The organism is Citrobacter sp. RHB35-C17 (assembly GCF_013816795.1).
Lineage (GTDB): Bacteria > Pseudomonadota > Gammaproteobacteria > Enterobacterales > Enterobacteriaceae > Citrobacter_A > Citrobacter_A amalonaticus.
In genome coordinates this window covers 4,350,899-4,369,674 of sequence record NZ_CP057150.1, presented here as the reverse complement: position 1 = coordinate 4,369,674, position 18,776 = coordinate 4,350,899, and the positions used below count along the sequence as shown (strand labels likewise).

General features: G+C 53.6%; 14 protein-coding genes. 4 read left to right on the top strand and 10 right to left on the bottom strand.

The features are described from left to right. Positions 1–12: 12 nt before the first annotated feature. Positions 13–837 carry a glyoxylate bypass operon transcriptional repressor IclR gene (gene iclR / locus HVZ37_RS20790; protein ID WP_042320966.1) on the bottom strand — a complete coding sequence of 275 codons (825 nt, stop codon included), beginning with the start codon at positions 835–837 and terminating at the stop codon, positions 13–15. A 193-nt stretch (positions 838–1,030) separates the two neighbouring features. On the opposite strand from iclR, the gene metH reads away from it, so the two are divergent. Both metH and HVZ37_RS20780 read left to right on the top strand, forming a co-directional pair. Next, positions 1,031–4,714: a methionine synthase gene (gene metH, locus HVZ37_RS20785; RefSeq protein ID WP_181627938.1), complete on the top strand. Its 3,684-nt coding sequence runs from the start codon at positions 1,031–1,033 to the stop codon at positions 4,712–4,714. Between the two features lie 263 nt (positions 4,715–4,977). Continuing rightward, on the top strand, positions 4,978–6,609 hold the full coding sequence (locus tag HVZ37_RS20780) for a Na/Pi cotransporter family protein (protein ID WP_042998996.1): 1,632 nt from the start codon (positions 4,978–4,980) through the stop codon (positions 6,607–6,609). Between the two features lie 93 nt (positions 6,610–6,702). Here HVZ37_RS20780 and pepE read toward each other — a convergent pair whose 3' ends face one another. After that, positions 6,703–7,392 (bottom strand): dipeptidase PepE, encoded by a 690-nt coding sequence (gene pepE / locus HVZ37_RS20775; RefSeq protein WP_044253414.1) that lies wholly within the window; start codon positions 7,390–7,392, stop codon positions 6,703–6,705. A gap of 812 nt (positions 7,393–8,204) precedes the next feature. Here pepE and HVZ37_RS20770 point away from each other — a divergent pair. Together HVZ37_RS20770 and HVZ37_RS20765 are read left to right on the top strand one after the other, a co-directional pair. After that, positions 8,205–8,750, top strand: coding sequence for a hypothetical protein (locus tag HVZ37_RS20770; protein ID WP_044253412.1), 546 nt, complete (start codon positions 8,205–8,207; stop codon positions 8,748–8,750). Positions 8,751–9,022: 272 nt separating this feature from the next. Further along, entirely contained in the window at positions 9,023–11,713 is a 2,691-nt protein-coding gene (locus HVZ37_RS20765) for an autotransporter outer membrane beta-barrel domain-containing protein (protein ID WP_249418373.1), read from the top strand. 63 nt (positions 11,714–11,776) lie between these two features. Here HVZ37_RS20765 and HVZ37_RS20760 read toward each other — a convergent pair whose 3' ends face one another. The 8 genes from HVZ37_RS20760 to HVZ37_RS20725 form a co-directional block, all read right to left on the bottom strand. Continuing rightward, positions 11,777–12,589 (bottom strand): shikimate 5-dehydrogenase, encoded by an 813-nt coding sequence (locus tag HVZ37_RS20760; protein ID WP_181627936.1) that lies wholly within the window; start codon positions 12,587–12,589, stop codon positions 11,777–11,779. Between the two features lies 1 nt (position 12,590). After that, complete coding sequence (gene sorE, locus HVZ37_RS20755; protein WP_044253408.1) at positions 12,591–13,811, bottom strand: L-sorbose 1-phosphate reductase; 1,221 nt, start codon at positions 13,809–13,811, stop codon at positions 12,591–12,593. Between the two features lie 53 nt (positions 13,812–13,864). Then, entirely contained in the window at positions 13,865–14,689 is an 825-nt protein-coding gene (locus HVZ37_RS20750) for a PTS system mannose/fructose/sorbose family transporter subunit IID (RefSeq protein ID WP_042999002.1), read from the bottom strand. An 11-nt stretch (positions 14,690–14,700) separates the two neighbouring features. After that, the gene (locus HVZ37_RS20745) at positions 14,701–15,498 is read right to left on the bottom strand and encodes a PTS mannose/fructose/sorbose transporter subunit IIC (RefSeq protein ID WP_042999003.1); all 798 of its coding nucleotides are present in this window, start codon (positions 15,496–15,498) and stop codon (positions 14,701–14,703) included. Positions 15,499–15,760: 262 nt separating this feature from the next. Continuing rightward, a complete protein-coding gene (locus HVZ37_RS20740) occupies positions 15,761–16,255 on the bottom strand; it encodes a mannose/fructose/sorbose PTS transporter subunit IIB (protein ID WP_042999004.1) in 495 nt (164 codons plus the stop codon). Further along, positions 16,255–16,662, bottom strand: a complete 408-nt coding sequence (locus tag HVZ37_RS20735; RefSeq protein WP_042999005.1) for a mannose/fructose/sorbose PTS transporter subunit IIA — start codon at positions 16,660–16,662, stop codon at positions 16,255–16,257. The genes HVZ37_RS20740 and HVZ37_RS20735 overlap by 1 nt, the downstream gene beginning before the upstream one ends. Before the next feature lie 9 nt (positions 16,663–16,671). Next, a complete protein-coding gene (locus tag HVZ37_RS20730) occupies positions 16,672–17,478 on the bottom strand; it encodes an SDR family oxidoreductase (RefSeq protein WP_044268567.1) in 807 nt (268 codons plus the stop codon). Between the two features lie 70 nt (positions 17,479–17,548). Beyond that, positions 17,549–18,496 (bottom strand): sugar-binding transcriptional regulator, encoded by a 948-nt coding sequence (locus HVZ37_RS20725; protein ID WP_044268586.1) that lies wholly within the window; start codon positions 18,494–18,496, stop codon positions 17,549–17,551. Between the last annotated feature and the right edge of the window lie 280 nt (positions 18,497–18,776).

The following is an 18,776-nucleotide window of genomic DNA, read 5'->3' as shown; positions in this document are numbered from 1 at the left end:
GGAGGATTTTGTTTAACGAATCCCGCCGTATGCCAGCGTCACCTCTTTCGCCGCCTTGATCACCATCGCGCCAAACTCGGTCACGCGGTCGTCCGTGATGCGCGAAATCGGGCCAGAGATAGAGATTGCCGCGAATGGCTCGCGGTGTTCGTCATAAATGCACGACGCGACACAACGCAGACCGAGCGCATGTTCCTCATCATCAAAGGAATAACCGCGCTTGCGGGTCTGGGCGAGGTCGTCCTTCAGATGAACCGGGGAGACCAGCGTCGCGTGGGTGTATGCATGCAGCCCTTTGCGGTGCAGCAACTGGGTCACCTGTTCTTCGCTCAGTTGTGCTAAAAACGCTTTGCCTGCGCCAGAGGCGTGCATCGGCAGTTTACCGCCAATCGGCGCGGACATACGCATCAGTTGGGTACACTGTACCTGGTCAATGATAATCGCCTGATGATCACTTTGATCCAGCACCGCCAGATTCACCGTTTCGCCGGAATCTTCCATCAGTTTGCGCAGAATAGGGTGGACGATCGCCAGCAAATTGCGGCTCTGTAAAAAGCTGCTGCCGACGATAAACGCATGCGCGCCTATCGCCCAGTGTCCAAGGTCACCCACCTGACGCACAAAGCCCTGCTGCTGCATGGTGGTCAGTAAGCGATGAGTCGTGGAGTTCGGCAGGCCAGCCTGCTGTGCCAGTTCGGTCAATGCCACGCTGCCGTTGGATTCCGCGATCCATTCCAGCAGTTTCAGGCCACGGGTCAGCGACTGAACCTGTCCGGCAGCGGGGGCGGTCGTCGCGGCGGGTTTTCTGCCGCGTTTGGCGGGAACGGGTGCAACCATAGCGCATTCCTTTTCTGTATCGTGGAAATCATTTTCGTTTTATTCAATTATAATGCAAGAAGTCTTGTACTGATCGGATGAGTGAAGCTGAACATGTCTCATGTTGCCCGTTGTTGGCTTTTCCGTCAGCCCTGTTTATGCCACTATGTTTTGTTGACTTTTTCGGTCTGGTTAAGCGTTGTCGGGAGCAAGTGTGAGCAGCAAAGTTGAACAACTGCGTGCGCAGTTAAATGAACGTATTCTGGTGCTGGACGGCGGTATGGGCACGATGATCCAGAGCTATCGTCTGAGTGAAGAGGATTTCCGTGGTGAACGCTTTGCCGACTGGCCGTGCGACCTGAAAGGCAACAATGACCTGCTGGTGCTGAGTAAGCCAGAGGTGATCGCCGCGATTCATAACGCGTACTTTGACGCGGGCGCGGACATCATTGAAACCAACACGTTTAACTCCACCCCCATCGCGATGGCGGATTACCAGATGGAGTCCCTGTCGGCGGAGATCAACTTTGCCGCCGCGAAACTGGCGCGTGCCTGTGCCGATGAGTGGACTGCCCGTACCCCGGAAAAACCGCGCTATGTTGCGGGCGTTCTCGGCCCAACCAACCGGACCGCATCGATCTCGCCGGATGTGAATGACCCGGCATTTCGTAATATCACCTTTGATCAGCTGGTGGCTGCTTACCGCGAATCCACCAAAGCGCTGGTGGAAGGTGGCAGTGACTTGATTTTGATCGAAACCGTCTTCGATACGCTGAACGCGAAAGCGGCGATTTTTGCGGTGAAAGAAGAGCTGGAAGCGCTGGGCATCGACCTGCCGATCATGATTTCCGGCACCATCACCGATGCTTCTGGACGTACCCTTTCCGGGCAAACGACAGAGGCGTTTTACAACTCCCTGCGCCATGCTGAACCTCTCACTTTCGGCCTCAACTGCGCGCTGGGGCCGGATGAACTGCGTCAGTATGTGCAGGAACTGTCTCGCATTGCTGAATGTTACGTGACTGCACACCCGAACGCCGGGCTGCCCAACGCTTTCGGTGAATACGATCTCGATGCCGATACGATGGCAAAACAGATCCGCGAATGGGCCAAAGCGGGCTTCCTGAATATCGTTGGCGGCTGCTGCGGCACCACACCGGAACACATCGCGGCAATGAGCAGGGCGGTCGAGGGACTGGCACCGCGCCCGTTGCCGGAGATCCCGGTGGCCTGCCGCTTATCCGGTCTCGAACCGCTGAATATTGGCGACGACAGCCTGTTTGTAAACGTCGGTGAGCGTACCAACGTTACCGGCTCCGCCAAATTTAAGCGCCTGATCAAAGAAGAAAAATACAGCGAAGCGCTGGACGTTGCCCGTCAGCAGGTAGAAAGCGGCGCACAGATTATTGATATCAACATGGATGAGGGGATGCTCGACTCCGAAGCGGCGATGGTGCGCTTTCTCAACCTGATCGCCGGTGAGCCTGACATTGCTCGTGTGCCGATCATGATTGACTCCTCAAAATGGGACGTCATTGAGAAAGGGCTGAAGTGCATCCAGGGGAAAGGCATCGTTAACTCCATCTCGATGAAAGAGGGGATTGAAACCTTTATCCATCATGCGAAGCTGCTGCGCCGCTACGGTGCGGCGGTGGTGGTGATGGCTTTTGATGAGCAGGGCCAGGCGGATACGCGTGCGCGTAAAATCGAGATTTGCCGCCGGGCGTACAGGATCCTCACCGAGGAGGTGGGCTTCCCGCCGGAAGACATCATTTTCGACCCGAATATTTTCGCAGTAGCAACCGGGATCGATGAGCACAACAACTACGCGCAGGACTTTATCGGTGCCTGTGAAGACATCAAACGCGAGCTGCCGCATGCGTTGATCTCCGGCGGCGTGTCCAACGTGTCATTCTCGTTCCGTGGCAACGATCCGGTGCGCGAAGCCATTCACGCGGTGTTCCTCTACTATGCCATTCGTAACGGTATGGACATGGGGATTGTCAACGCCGGGCAACTGGCGATTTACGACGATCTCCCTGCCGAGCTGCGCGATGCGGTGGAGGATGTGATCCTCAATCGGCGTGATGACGGCACCGAACGATTGCTGGAGCTGGCGGAGAGATATCGCGGTAGCAAGAGTGATGAGGCGGCCAACGCGCAACTGGCGGAGTGGCGCACCTGGGAAGTGAAAAAGCGCCTCGAATACTCGCTGGTTAAAGGCATCACCGAGTTTATCGAGCAGGACACCGAAGAGGCGCGTCAGCAGGCGGCCCGCCCGATTGAGGTGATTGAAGGGCCGCTGATGGACGGGATGAACGTCGTCGGCGACCTGTTCGGCGAAGGAAAAATGTTCCTGCCGCAGGTGGTGAAATCCGCCCGCGTAATGAAACAGGCGGTGGCGTATCTCGAACCGTTTATCGAAGCCAGTAAAGAGAAAGGCTCCAGCAATGGCAAAATGGTCATCGCCACCGTGAAGGGCGATGTCCACGATATCGGCAAAAATATCGTTGGCGTGGTCCTGCAATGTAACAACTACGAAATCGTCGATCTTGGCGTGATGGTGCCGGCGGAGAAAATTCTCCGAACCGCCAAAGAGGTGAATGCGGATCTGATAGGCCTTTCCGGGTTGATTACCCCGTCGCTGGACGAAATGGTCAACGTGGCGAAAGAGATGGAGCGTCAGGGCTTCACCATACCGCTGCTGATTGGCGGCGCGACGACCTCAAAAGCGCACACGGCGGTGAAAATCGAGCAGAACTACAGCGGCCCTACGGTGTATGTGCAGAACGCTTCGCGCACCGTCGGCGTGGTCGCCGCGTTGCTTTCTGATACCCAGCGCGATGACTTTGTCGCCCGTACTCGTAAAGAGTATGAAACCGTGCGCATCCAGCATGGGCGTAAGAAACCGCGCACGCCGCCGGTGACGCTCGCCGCCGCGCGGGATAACGATCTGGCGTTTGACTGGGAAAGCTATACCCCGCCAGTGGCGCACCGTCTGGGTGTGCAGGAGGTCGAAGCCAGCATCGAAACGCTGCGTAACTACATCGACTGGACGCCGTTCTTTATGACCTGGTCGCTGGCCGGGAAGTATCCGCGCATTCTGGAAGATGAAGTGGTAGGTGAAGAGGCGAAGCGCCTGTTTAAAGATGCCAACGACATGCTGGATAAACTGAGCGCAGAGAAGGCGCTGAATCCGCGCGGTGTGGTGGGGCTGTTCCCGGCAAACCGCGTGGGTGATGACATCGAAATCTATCGTGACGAAACGCGAACGCACGTGCTGACGGTCAGCCATCATCTGCGTCAACAGACTGAAAAAGTGGGCTTTGCTAACTACTGTCTGTCTGACTTCGTGGCGCCGAAGCTGACCGGCAAAGCGGACTACATCGGTGCTTTTGCGGTGACCGGTGGTCTGGAGGAGGACGCGCTGGCGGATGCGTTTGAAGCGCAGCACGATGATTACAACAAGATCATGGTGAAAGCGCTTGCCGACCGTCTGGCGGAAGCCTTCGCGGAATACCTGCATGAGCGCGTGCGTAAGGTCTACTGGGGCTATGCGCCGAACGAAAATCTCAGCAATGAAGAGCTGATTCGCGAAAACTACCAGGGAATTCGTCCGGCGCCGGGGTACCCGGCCTGTCCGGAGCATACCGAGAAAGGCACCATCTGGCAGTTGCTGGAAGTGGAAAAGCACACCGGCATGAAGCTTACCGAATCCTTCGCCATGTGGCCTGGCGCATCGGTTTCCGGCTGGTACTTCAGCCATCCGGACAGCAAGTATTACGCGGTTGCACAGATTCAGCGCGATCAGGTGGAAGACTACGCGTTCCGTAAAGGGATGAGTGTTTCTGACGTTGAGCGCTGGCTGGCCCCTAACCTGGGCTATGACGCCGACTGATTCACGAAACTGTCATCTTTCCTTACAACTAACAGGGTGCTTGTCGGGCACCCTGTCTCTTTCTTGCGTTTAAACCCTTATACTGGAAGAAGGCTATGACCTCTCTGGTTATATTTTTACACGCAATCATTCAAGTTGCGTCGAGGCGGCAAGCCTGGGAATCTCCAGGAGCTTACTGAAGTAAGTGACTGGAGTGAGCAGGCGCAGCCAACAAAGAGGCAGCTTGAAGGATAAAGTGTAAATGATAAGGAGTACCTGATTCCGTGCTAACCCTGCTCCACCTGCTTTCTGCTGTCGCCCTGCTGGTCTGGGGTACCCATATTGTGCGTACTGGCGTGATGCGTGTGTTCGGCGCCCGCCTGCGAACCGTGCTTAGCCGTAGCGTCGAAAAGAAACCGCTCGCCTTCTGCGCGGGAATTGGCGTCACTGCGCTGGTGCAGAGCAGTAATGCCACCACCATGCTGGTAACCTCGTTTGTTGCTCAGGATCTGGTCGCACTGACGCCTGCGCTGGTGATTGTGCTTGGTGCAGACGTAGGGACCGCGCTGATGGCGCGTATCCTCACCTTCGATTTATCGTGGCTCTCGCCGCTGCTGATTTTTATCGGCGTGATCTTCTTCCTCGGCCGTAAACAGTCACGCGCCGGACAACTGGGGCGCGTGGGGATCGGCCTTGGCCTGATCCTGCTGGCGCTGGAACTGATTGTCCAGGCCGTCACCCCTATAACCCAGGCCAACGGCGTACAGGTCATTTTTGCCTCGCTGACCGGCGATATCATGCTGGATGCGCTCATTGGCGCGATGTTCGCGATCATCAGTTATTCCAGCCTGGCGGCGGTACTGCTCACGGCCACCCTGACCGCGGCGGGGATCATCTCCTTCCCGGTGGCGCTGTGTCTGGTGATTGGCGCCAACCTCGGTTCCGGCCTGCTGGCGATGCTCAACAACAGCGCGGCTAATGCCGCGGCTCGTCGCGTGGCGCTTGGCAGTCTGTTGTTTAAGCTGGTGGGCAGCCTGATTATTCTGCCATTTGTCCATCCGCTGGCGAATCTGATGGATGAATTGCCGCTGGCGAAATCCGAGCTGGTGATCTATTTCCATGTTTTCTACAACCTGGTCCGCTGCCTGGCAATGATTCCTTTTGCCGAGCCGATGGCGCGCTTCTGTAAGCGCATCATCCGCGACGAGCCTGAGCTGGATGCGCATCTCAAGCCAAAGCATCTGGACGTTAGCGCGCTGGATACGCCGACCCTTGCGCTCGCCAATGCCGCCCGTGAGGCGCTGCGCATCGGCGATGCGATGGAACAGATGATGGAAGGGCTGAAGAAGGTGATGCATGGCGAGCCGCGCGAAGAGAAGGAGCTGCGCAAAATCGCGGATGACATCAACGTGCTCTACACTGCCATCAAACTCTATTTGGCGCGGATGCCGAAAGAGGAACTGGCGGAAGAGGAGTCGCGGCGCTGGGCGGAGATCATCGAGATGTCGCTTAACCTTGAACAGGCGTCGGATATTGTGGAGCGCATGGGGAGCGAGATTGCTGATAAATCGCTGGCGGCGCGGCGGGCGTTTTCTATTGAGGGGTTAAAAGAGCTGGATGCGCTGTACGACCAGTTGCTCAGCAACCTGCAACTGGCGATGTCGGTCTTCTTCTCCGGCGACGTGACCAGTGCCCGGCGGTTGCGCCGTAGCAAGCATCGTTTCCGCATACTGAATCGCCGTTACTCGCATGCGCACGTTGATCGTCTGCATCAGCAGAACGTACAAAGTATCGAGACCAGCTCCCTGCACCTGGGATTATTGGGGGATATGCAACGTCTGAACTCGTTGTTCTGTTCCGTGGCTTACAGCGTGCTGGAACAGCCGGACGAAGATGACGAGCGGGATGATTACTAACAGGCGGTAAGGCCGGATAGCGCTTATCCGGCCTACCAATTGCGCTCATTGCAGGCCGGATAAAGCATTTACGCTGCCATCCGACAACGTCGGTTAAAAGCAGTGACCTGCCTCAACGGCAACGGCGTCTTTACCGGCTTCGAACACGTAGGTGGTGTTCGGACCGCCAAGCACCGCCTGACCCTTACTAACTTTAATCCAGTTGCCTTCCGGCAGACCGATCACCGTCAGTTCAGGCGCGACAACCAGCAGCTCGCGAATACGCTGTTCACGCGTTTCGCCTTTGTGTCCTTCCGGCAGCGCGTTAGTGAAATGCGGGTTAATCTGCAACGGGAACAGGCCCAGCGCATCAAAACCTTGCGGATCAACAATCGGCATGTCGTTGGTGGTGCGGATGGTCTTGCAGGCGAGGTTGGCACCCGCACTCCAGCCAATGTACAGCGCACCGCGTTTAACCACGTCAACAATCGGTGCCAGCAACCCGCGCTCGCGGCTCTCTTTCAGTAACTGAAAAGTATTACCGCCGCCGACAATCACCACTTCCGCATTTTCAATGGCCGCCACCGGATCAGTCACGGTGTGAATACCCACCACCTTGACGCCCATCGGGGCGAAGATTGCAGCCGTTTTTTCTGTGTATTCATCCCAGGTTTGCGTGACGCCTGCAAAGGGTATAAATACTGCCGAACGGCGCCCCTCAAGTTGCTCCGCAATCAGCGGCAGCGCATGCTCCATCCAGCCTTTACCCGGCAGTGTCGAGTTACTCAATAAAAGCAGTTCCATTCTTTCTCCCTGTAATCAGTAAATGACAAAACGCGGTCATGCTACCACTGACAGTGTAGCGCCTTACTGACATGGCTCACGATGTTGGAAGGGGGGGTAGAAAGGACCACTGACTCAATAATGAAAAATGCACGATATGCGTATTAAAGCGAGTGAAGATATTTCTCACTCTGCCAGTATGAACATGTAACGCCTTGATAATACAATAAACCAGGTGTGATTGAATTTATCGTAGTTGAAATGTGTATTCACTCTTTATGAAAAGTGAGAAGGGGATTTTTAAATTTTGACGGTTACTAATTTAAAACAGCAACATTGCGGTATTGCCCTGGATTTATCCCGAACAGGCTTAAGCGTATTGCGATAAGCACTATGAGGTTTCTGGCCCATGCTGAAGCATTGGCGTCTGTCCTCTGATCAACAACAGTGTCGCTATTTTCATTATTATGTAACTAAACATTTCAATTCGAATGGAAAAATTATTGTAACTCACTGAAATATAGGATTTTTACCAAAAATTATAATTTATGTATCTTTTTGTTTTACTTACAAACAGTAAGGTAAATTCCGAAAAAAAGATCGATTACAACGATCGATACCTTTCAAGTGATAGTCTTTAACTATTGATTTTGTTTTATCGATCAGGTTTGACAATCAATATTGCTCATGTACTATTCTGTTTGAATCAATATTATACCGACAGCAGCAGAGTGGGTGTGCCGGACATCGTCAGAATAAATAACCTCGCCGGATAATAAATACCCCCTGAAAATAAAAAACAGGCTGTCCAGGATATAGGGAGCATCATCTGTATGACAAAGGAATATGTAAAGAAGAGCCATATTGCCAGTTGGCCTGAAAATGATGTTTATTTTTCCACGGGTATCTCTGCGCTGGCCAGAAAAGTGACTAATTCTCATTCCGGCCCAGACTATCTGTTTATTAATCTTAATAGTTATACCTTAAAGCTTTTTTTTCGATCGTTCTCTCAATTGAGCAAGAGTGGTTATCAGTTGATTATTATTTCAACCCAACGACTCATGCCGCTGGCTTTTTTCTGGCACCTGAAATGTCACGCCGTCAGCGCAATTTTCGAATCGCGTTGCTCTGTTCATGATGTTATTCGCGGTCTGGATACTGTCGCGACCGGGCGGCAAATCGTCTGGTCCTTCCCGGGGCCTGCCTGTTTACTCTCTTCAAGAGACGTTTTACTTCTGCGGCATTATCTTGAAGGGGGAAGTATGGGCTATTTACAAGAGAAACACTGCCGCGCGTATTCCACCTTGCAGGGATGGAAGACTACAGTCGCGCGGAAATTTAAAGTACGAAAACTCGAACATCTCCTTATTTCGAATTAATCATCATTGTCCAGTATGAATATTTCTGATGCCTGAGCGTCCAGTGGAATATTTATAAGCAAGATAGAACTGCCCGTTTAATAGGGATCTTATTAACTATGGATGTAGATATGAAACGCGTTTTTTACCATGCTTTTTTCCCCGCGTTATGTTTAACCGCGTACCCACTGACTGCGGCGGAAATGCTTCCCACACCTTATCCACCCGTGCAAACTACCACGATGCCGGACGACTTATTATCGAATTCGAATTATACGAATCACTGGGATTGGGTGAAAGAAACCTGGGAGAAAGGCTATTCCACTTTTTCCATCAAAGATAAAAAATATATTGCTAACCAGGAAATTACGCTGATCAATCCTGCTTTTTCTAAACAGGTCGTGACGTTATTAAATGAGTCGTATAGTTATAACAATACGTTGAATTCTGTGCAGCTTAATATCGGTGACGGTATATACGATGCCGCCGGTTCTGAAGCCGTGAATACCACGGTGAAAGGGGAATACACCAATAGTAAAGGGAATATTGAAACAGGTGTATTGCAACTTAATGGCGACGGGAAAGCCTTCCATACGCTGGTTGAGAATAACGGTGCCCTGACGATGAATGGTGATTCACAGGCGTATGACACCGTGGTGAAAGCCGGTGGTCGACAGACTGTTGGAGGCCGTGCTTATGCTCAGGCGAATCTCATCGATGGCGGTATTCAGGTGCTCTCAGTCACCAGTACGGCGTTGGCTGAAGATACCATTGTGCAAAATGGCGGCCAGCAAATCATTTATAACGGGACCGCGAAAAACTCGCACATCGGCGCCAACAGCTATCAGCTTGCCAGCGGTCTGGCTTTGGATACGTACCTGTATAACGGCGCATTCCAGCAGGTGTTTAGCGGTAAAGGCGAAGAGTTCGTTGCGGACCTCAATACCACCGTTTATGCCGGTGCGCGACAAACGATAACCTCGGGTATTTCAGAAAATGCGCAGGTCTATGGCACGCAGGTGATTACCGGCGTAGACGGTCAATGGAGCGATGGAGACTGGGTTTCCGACAGTAATTCCAACGTTCGTGTCAACGGGCAGCAGGCGAAGAACGCCACCATCCATGCCGGTGGTTTGCAACGTATTCAAACCGGCAATGCCGATGGCACACAGGTCTATGGCACTCAACTTGTCAATGGTCAGAAAGGTGGCTGGGTTGGGGGAAACTGGGTGGAGCAATCTGGATGGACCGGTGGCATTCGCGCTAACGCGACAAATACGACCGTTCATGCAGGCGGCCTTCAGCAACTTGCCTGGTACGGTGAAGCCAGTAATACGGTTATCGATGGCGGCCGTCAGGAAGTGCTTGCGCTGGGGCATATCTCGAACACAACGCTTCGCAATGGCGGGAGCAGCCTGATTGCCTATGGAGGCTATTCAACGGGGGCACTGACGGTAGAAGACGGTTCACTGACTATGGAAGGGGGAAGTGTACACGACTGGACGGGGAATCTGGGTAAGGGTGCCTGGGCCGCGTCGGTGGACTTACAAGGCCCTTCTTCCGTTCTGTACTTAAAACACAACGCGGATACTGCGGAATCCGTCACGACGATTAAAGCCTTAACGCATAATGGTGTGGTCAATTTTAGTGCGCCAGAGGGACGCGACGCGGGACAGTTTAACCGTCTTGAACTCACCACGCTGGAGGGGACCGGGACTTTCGTTATGAACACCAATCTGTCCGGCGGGATTGGGGATTTTCTGAACGTTTCCGATGCCGTGACGGGGCAATTTAAGGTCACGGTGCATGATTCCGGAAGTGAGTTACGCAGTCGAGCGGCTACTCCTTATCACTTAATTTATGCGAATGGGAGCGGGGCAGACACCTTTGCGATGACCAACGGCAGCGTCGATCTTGGTGCGTACAAATACTATCTGGTGCATGGCGCCGATAGCGATAAGGATAACTGGTATTTGTCACCGCAGGCGAATACGCCAGAACCTGAGCCAGGCCCGGATCCTGAGCCGGGTCCAGGACCTTCGCCTGAACCGAATCCTGAACCGGGAGTTAAGCCGGATTTATCAGAAAGCGCGAAAGCGGTTATTGCCATGGCGAATGTGACACCCACTTTGTGGGACGCTGAGTTGTCAACGCTGCGAACCCGTCTCGGTGAAATTCGTCAGATGCGTGACTACGAAGAGGGCGCATGGGGCAAATACATCAGTAGCCGCTACCGCGTTTCCACAGAGCACGTGGCTTACCGTCAGGATGTGAACGGTGTGATGCTCGGTGGCGATAAGCGTTTTGATTTAGAAAATAGCGCACTGATTATGGGCAGTATGGCTTCCTATACGCGTGCGGATCTCGACTCATCCAGTACCAATGGCAAAGCGGACAGTTACGGCATTGGACTGTACACGACCTGGTTACACAACAGCGGTTATTACATCGATGGTGTGTTGAAAGCCAACTATTTCCGTACGGAGAACAACCCCTACTTCAACGGCGGACGCACCCATGCGAAAGATAATACCGTTGGCGGCGGGGCTTCAGTCGAGATCGGTAAGCATATTGCGCTTGAGACGTGGTTTGTTGAACCCTATCTCCAGGCATCATGGTTTATTGGCGACCAGACCCACTACAAACTCGACAGTGGCATGTCGGTTAAAGCGGATGCTGCGCGATCGTTAAAAGGGGAAACCGGGTTAACCTTCGGTAAGAATGTGACGCTGGTAGATGGGACACTGTTACAGCCGTATGCGAGAGTGGCCGTTCGTCATGAGTTTATGAAGAACAACGACGTCGTCATTAACCACACTGAGAAGTTCAAAAATGACCTGTCAGGGACAAGCGGCAAATATGGCCTGGGGATGACCGCGAAGCTAAGCGATCGGTGGTCCGCATGGGGAGAAGTCAGCTACGAAAAAGGGCAACATATCGAGACGCCTTATAGTGGTCAACTGGGTATCCGCTACAGTTTCTGAACGTTGTGATTACGCGTTTAATAACCCTCCTCAGCGTCATCAGAGGAGGGTTATTTGCACATGTTACCCCACCCGGGCAAATTCAGCGGCTTCACTAATCAGCGCGTCATCCGGGCGTACGCCGGTGTACATTGCGAACTGCTCAACGGCCTGCAACGCAATTACTTCTGCGCCGCTGATAGTCATTTTACCCAGCTTCTGCGCCAGTTTGATCACCGGGGTATCCGGCGGCAGGGCAACGACATCGAACACTACGCTGGCGCTGGCGACCATGGCTTCGCTGTACGCCAGCTCATCGCTCTCTTTACCTCCGGCCATGCCGACGGGCGTGACATTGACCAGAATGTCGCAGGCAATGCCTTCCGGCAGCGGCTGCCACTGAAAGCCATACTGTTTCGCCAACGCCGGACCGCTGTCCCGGTTACGAGCGGCGACGATCACATCGCGAAAACCGGCGTCGCGAAAGGCGGCAATCACCGCTTTGCCCATCCCGCCGCTGCCGCGAATCATCACCCGCGCAGTGGTGTCGAGCTGGTGGCTGGCAATCAGGCTTTTTACCGCCATATAATCGGTGTTGTAGCCTGTCAGTCTGCCGCCGTCATTGACGATGGTATTGACGGAATCAATGACTTTTGCCGATGGATCGACCGCGTCGAGAAACGGCATACAACTCTCTTTAAACGGCATCGATACCGCGCAGCCACGAATGCCTAACGCGCGAACCCCTTTCACCGCCGCTTCAATATCCTGGGTGGTAAACGCCTTGTAGATGAAATTTAAACCCAGCTTTTCATACAGATAGTTGTGAAAGCGGGTACCAAAGTTGCCGGGCCGACCGGCAAGCGACATGCACAACTGGGTGTCGCGGTTAATCATGTTAAATCTCCTCGGCGTGCGACAGTAAATACTGTTCGGCTTCCTTAGACCAAATCCCGTGATGGCGTTCCAGAATAGCGCACAGCGCGGGATCGTCAATCTGGCTGAGAGCGGTTAGCGGTAACGCTTTCCCGGTATAGACCAGCTTTTTACCGCCGCCCACTTTCGGCAGCTCCAGCGTGGTTTCTCCTGCGGCATTCAGCCCAAGAATGTGCGTGACCACTTTGGCGGCCTGCACTTTCTTCTCTTCAATCAGTTTAACCGCCGTGCGCATATCGTCAGTGTTCCCACCCGAGGTGCCCACGTAGTGAGTGAAGGCGTAATGCACATCGTAGAAGTTGATTGGGGCGCTGAACTGCTTGTCCTGCGGGCCGGCAAAGAAGTTCATACAACCGTCGGGTGCGAGCAGGGAAGAGGCCAGGGTGACCAGTTGTTCGTTCGGCACGAAGACAAAAATATCATCAAAACCGTGGCCGCCGGTCAGCGCCATCAGCGTGTCGTAAGCGGCATCCTGTGCGTGCAGGTAGTGGATCAACGTTTGCGGTTCAGAAGGATAGTGTTTACGGGCATAGCTCAGCTTGTCGTGGTTAGTATCGGTCACCACCAGTAACGCCGGGTTGATCGGGCCATGCAGCGCGTAGTCGATCGCCAGCAGCCCCATTGGCCCCGTCCCGCCAAGGATCAGCGTGCGACCCTGTGGACGAATCCCCATGTTGTGGTTATAGGTGCCTTCCTGCAGGTGATAGTTGGCGTTGAACGCGCCGATCACGCAGGAGAGCGGCTCGACCAGCGATCCTTCAAAGTACGTTTCGCCTTCGTAAGCCAGCAGGCAGTCCTGTTCCATCACCACATTGGGGATCACGACGTGTGTGGCTTCGCCGCCTACCCACGGGAAGGAGTAACCGGGGCAATCCGGGCGATCCGCCAGTTGCAGGTTCGCCTGAATCACATAGCGCTGGCCGGGCTGGAACTTGTGCTGCCACTTTTTCCCCACGGCGATAATATCGCCGCAGAACTCGTGGCCGATGATGATTGGGTGGGTCGCTACATCGTCCGGCACCTTTTTATGATCCTCACCCTGATTAGCCTCTTTCCAGGAAGAGAGGCACAGGCTGTCGGTGACCACGGTAGCCAGAATTTCATCGTCCTGCATCTCTGGAAGTTCGAACGTTTCCAGGCGCAGGTCGCGTTTGCCATAAAGGCGCAGAGCTGTTGTTAACATATATTCCACCTCATGTTGAGCGATAGCCCCGGCTGACCACCGGGGCGAAAAAATCAGGACAGGAAGCCCAGTGCGTTACCCATAATCCCCAGACCAAACAGGGCGAAGATCAGCCATACCGGGTTAATTTTCTTGTTGAGCAAACGAACCATCAGCATCGTCAGGCCCAGCGCCAGCAGGCCGGGGCAGAGCTGATCGAGGATGTTCTGCACGGTCATCGTGACGGTGCCGCCGTCCGCGCCGGGGGTTTGCGATACCACCAGTGGCACGTTGATGCTGGTCCACTTGGTGACCAGCACCCCCATCACAAACAGGCCGAGAATCGATGCGCCTTCGGTCAGTTTTTGCAGCAGGTTGCCGCCCATGTCACTGACGATGTTGACCCCTTTATTGAAGCCAATTTGCAGGCCGTACCATTTCATCGCCAGACGGACTGCGTTGAAAATAAAGAAGAACAGCAGCGGGCCGAGCACGTTGCCGGACAACGCCAGCGACGCGCCGAGCGCGGCGGTGATCGGTCGCAACGTGCCCCAGACTAACGGGTCGCCAACGCCCGCCAACGGCCCCATCAAACCGACTTTGATGCCGTTGATCGCGCCATCATCGATTTCCGCCCCGTTCGCTCGCGCCTCTTCCATCGCGGCGGTCACGCCAATCACCGGGCCGCACACCGCGGGCGTGGTGTTGAAGAACACCAGATGACGCTTGAGTGCCGCCACCTGATCTTCTTTCAGCGGGTACAGGCGCTTGATGGCGGGGATCATGTCGTAGCAAAAACCCAGCCCATGAATACGTTCAAAGTTGAAAGACGCCTGCTGCAGGTTGGAGCGAACAAACATGCTAAACAGGTCAGATTTGGTCAGTTTTTTCTGTTCCATGATGGGCTCCGTTAGTCATCAAGCTGGTCAAGAGCGGTGGAGGAGGAGGTCTGCGTCTGCGGTTCGGCCTTACGCCACTGTGGGTTCAACTGGATATAGACCAGCGCAATAATCGCGCCGACGCCGCCAAAGGCCAGCAGACTCAGGTCGAGGTAACCACCGGCGATAAAACCGAGGAAGAAGAAGGGCATCAGGTACTTCACGCCCATCATGCGCAGCACCATGGCGTAACCGACCACCACGATAAAGCCACCGGCAATCTGCAGGCCGCGAGTGACGAATTCCGGGATGGCGTTGAGCATATTGCTGACCATATCTGCACTGACAAACAACGAGACAATTAACGCCGGAATGGCGACGCGTAACGCCTGGACGCCCAGCGCAGAGACATGGAGGATGTCGATGGTGCGAAAACGTGCGTCTTCTGCGGCTTTATCCGCCGCATGCTGGAACACCACGGTGATAGTCCGGGCGAAGACGGTCAGGACCTGGCCTGCCGCCGCGACCGGCAGTGCGATGGCGATACCGGTCGCGATGCTCTGTTGCCCGACGATAACCAGAATGGCGGAGATAATACTGGCGAGCGCGGAGTCCGGAGATTGCGCGGCACCAACGTTCATCCAGCCAAGCGCGATCAGCTCCAGCGTTCCGCCGAGCATCACCCCGGTTTTTAAATCACCGAGGATCAGGCCGATAACCGTACAGGCAATGAGCGGGCGGTGGGTCTGAAATTCATCCAGCACGCTGCCCATTCCGGCAATACAGGAAAATATAAATATGGCGATAATTTGTAGGGTACTGATTTCCATAATGGGTCACCTTAAAATGTGAACATCCCTGCCTGTTAAAGCATTTACACGTCGTCCTTCAGGCTGCCTCGTTGTTGGCTGAATTACTCGTCTCATCCATGAGACTCGCCCTGACGGGCCGTCGCTTCGCAACGTTCAAATCTGTTCCCGACAGATTTGTGACTCACCCCCAGTCACATCGTTATTTATGTTCCTGTGGATTCACTCATTTGCCGCCGTGATGCTTCCAGAATGACTGTGTAATAAATACAGGCGCTTTTATTTATTCCGCGAACGACTGTTCTTTTATTTTTTCGAGAATATTAATGGAGGGATCGGAGGCGACCACGCGTAAATCCAGGGTGACGCCAAATTTATCCAGTTCGCGAAACGCATTAATATCATCGTCATCTAAGGATACGGCTTTGGTTAATTGTTTTTTACCCGGTCGCCAGGCCATGCCGCCAATATTTAAGGTGGCAATTTTTACGCCCTGTTTGACCATCGCCAGCGCATCCTGGGGGCGGGTAAATAAATAAAATACAGTCTCGTCCTGATACTGTGGATTATGATAAACCGCGACGGCTTTTTCGATATTCACCACGTTGACCTTCATTCCCGGTGGGGCGGCCTGGCGTAATAATGTCCGGCGCACTTCATCATTATAAACGTCGTCATTACAGATAATAATCCGCTGGGCATTCGCCACCTTCGACCAGACGGTGGTGACCTGACCGTGGATCAAGCGGTCATCAATACGGGCAAGGGTAATATTCATCAGAAATCCTCTTCGGTCGTTTCCAGATGCTGCCAGACCACGCAGGTTTGTTGTGCAATGGTCGTCAGGTGTTCGCACAATTCATCCACATTCATACTGCTCTGGTTATCTACCAGTTCCAGCGCCAGCGGCAGGGAAAGCCCGCTGATCACCCGGATGGCCGGATTGCGCATCGCCAGCGTTGCCGCGGCGTTCCACGGACTGCCGCACTGCAGGTCTACGGCAATCAGCCATTCGCTATCGGTGTGAGCGCTCACTAACTTTTCCAGCTTTGTGACGATGTCGCTGGCGTTCTCGCCGGGGACAAAGGCGACCGCCTCAACGTTGGCGTCACCGTAGACCATGTGCACCGATTCCAGCATGGCGCAGGCTAGTTTGCCGTGAGCACAGAAGATTGCATTGACCATAACGTCTCCTTAGCCGCGCGTTTTTCCGCCCGCAATGTTAGTGGTTACTCCGGTAATGTAGCTGGCACGTTCAGACAGAAGATAACAAACGAAATCAGCAACTTCGCTCAGGCGTCCCGAACGGCCAATCGGAATCGCGTTCTTGCTATAGCCTTCACGCAGCTGATCAACGGTGATATTGCGGGTCCAGGCCAGCGCTTCTTCATATTCCGGCGTGCGCAGTCCCGTTTTTTCCAGAATCCCGGGTGCAATACCGACCACGCGAATGCCGTGTTTACCCAGCTCTTTTGACCAGGAACGGGTGAAGCTATTCAGCGCCGCCTTCGTTGCGGCATAGCAGCTCTGGCCTTCTGACCCTTCCAGCCCGCTTTCCGAAGAGACATTGACGATAACGCCGTTACGCTGTTTCACCATTTGGCGCGCCACTGCCTGTGACATTAAAAACACGCCTTTCTGGTTGATATTGACCATTTTTTCAAACGCGGCTTCGTTTAATTCATACTTTCCTGCAGGCGCTTTTTCATCGACCAACAGGCGAGGAAAGTTAACGCCAGCGTTATTGACCAGACCGTCAATACGACCAAAGCGCTGGATGATTTCATCCACGGTGTGATTAACCTCTTTGGCGCTGGAAATATCTGTCGGCCAGAAGTGATAGTCGTTATTACCTTCATGCTTTGCTTCGCCGCCATGAATATCCGCCATCTGGACATTCGCGCCTTGTGATAATAATTCTTCGACAATGGCTAAGCCAATTCCGGATGCGCCGCCGGTTACAATAATGACTTTATCCTGTAGATTTAACCACGTTTGCATAATTAACTCCCAAATTCAGAGAAGGGGATCCTGCATAAAATAAATTACGTCAGGATCAAGATGAGTATATTTACTTCAACAATAATTCAGCGGTATGGCTATTAGTGACCAGCGCATTAATATAGTTTCCACGTAATGCGCCGAGAATGCCGCTAAGCTTTTCTTCACCCATTGCGATGCCGATGGAATAACGCGCTTGCTTTAATTTGTTGGTTTCGATGGAGAGCGTTTTTTCGCTCATCGTGGTCTCCACCGTCACGCCGTTAATATCGTAAAAGCGCGAGCAAATGTCTCCGGCAACCTGCCGGGCATGCAGGTCGTCACTCTCTTCGCTGCCGTAAAAGGCATGCCAGTTTGCACCGTCGCGAATTGCCGGAGAACCGATCCCTACCAGCGCAACATCCAGATTGTCCCAGTAGGCAGAAATCGAATTAAAGTGCTGGGACTGCATAATACCGTTGCGAATCAATGGATTTTCCAGCAGTGCCGGAAAATCAGCCAGATGTGATTCGCCTTTCAGCTTTGCCGCCGCGCCGTAGGTCAGCGTATTGACGTGATAGCGGCTCTCGAGCTTCCCGGATGGCCCGCCGATAATCGGCACGCAGATCAGCTGGCGTGACTGGCTGGCTGGCGACAACCCTTCGACCAGTGCGCGTACTGCGCGTCCCCAGGAAAAACCAATGATGTCGCCGGGTTCCAGTAAACGTTCCAGCAACTGCGCGCCGTGCACGCCCATCATGGCAAGTTGTTCCTCTTCCTGCTCGTTGTCGCAGGTGATCACCACCGCTTCTTTGAGGCCGAATCGTTGTTTAAGCTGCTGTTCCAGCCACAGGTTTTCGTTGTAATCGTAGTTGATGGCGATAGTGACGATGCCCTGTTCACGACCGCGTTTCAGCAGGCGGCTAATGGTGGTGCGATAAATCCCCAGTTCACGGGCGATCTGCGCTTGTGTCATATCCTGTTCGTAATAGAGCTGCGCTATTTTTACGATCAGGCGGATATCATCACTGTTTTCCATCGCCATTTGTAGACTCCTGCACATTTGTGCAAATCACCAATCTGCCCTCTTGATCTGATATAACCTCATAAAAGGGGGAGTTCAAAGCGATTTTCTCTTCTTTGTGCGTCATGGGCTGGCGATTAATGTTGCACATATGATGTGCGGAGCGCTCGTTGTTGGCACAGATGTGCACATAATCCTAATGTCTTGATTCTGTTAATTTTCATTCAACAAAATTGCACGTAAAGATCGGAGACACTTTTGTGTCGAAAGGTGTGGCGGATCACAAATAGCGCTG

Coding starts and splice junctions, on each gene's coding strand:
- HVZ37_RS20740 (WP_042999004.1), bottom strand. CDS start 16,255: ATGAATATTACCCTTGCCCGTATTGATGACCGCTTGATCCACGGTCAG.
- iclR (WP_042320966.1), bottom strand. CDS start 837: ATGGTTGCACCCGTTCCCGCCAAACGCGGCAGAAAACCCGCCGCGACG.
- pepE (WP_044253414.1), bottom strand. CDS start 7,392: ATGGAACTGCTTTTATTGAGTAACTCGACACTGCCGGGTAAAGGCTGG.
- HVZ37_RS20760 (WP_181627936.1), bottom strand. CDS start 12,589: ATGATTAACCGCGACACCCAGTTGTGCATGTCGCTTGCCGGTCGGCCC.
- HVZ37_RS20750 (WP_042999002.1), bottom strand. CDS start 14,689: ATGGAACAGAAAAAACTGACCAAATCTGACCTGTTTAGCATGTTTGTT.
- HVZ37_RS20745 (WP_042999003.1), bottom strand. CDS start 15,498: ATGGAAATCAGTACCCTACAAATTATCGCCATATTTATATTTTCCTGT.
- sorE (WP_044253408.1), bottom strand. CDS start 13,811: ATGTTAACAACAGCTCTGCGCCTTTATGGCAAACGCGACCTGCGCCTG.
- HVZ37_RS20735 (WP_042999005.1), bottom strand. CDS start 16,662: ATGGTCAATGCAATCTTCTGTGCTCACGGCAAACTAGCCTGCGCCATG.
- HVZ37_RS20770 (WP_044253412.1), top strand. CDS start 8,205: ATGACAAAGGAATATGTAAAGAAGAGCCATATTGCCAGTTGGCCTGAA.
- HVZ37_RS20725 (WP_044268586.1), bottom strand. CDS start 18,496: ATGGAAAACAGTGATGATATCCGCCTGATCGTAAAAATAGCGCAGCTC.
- HVZ37_RS20730 (WP_044268567.1), bottom strand. CDS start 17,478: ATGCAAACGTGGTTAAATCTACAGGATAAAGTCATTATTGTAACCGGC.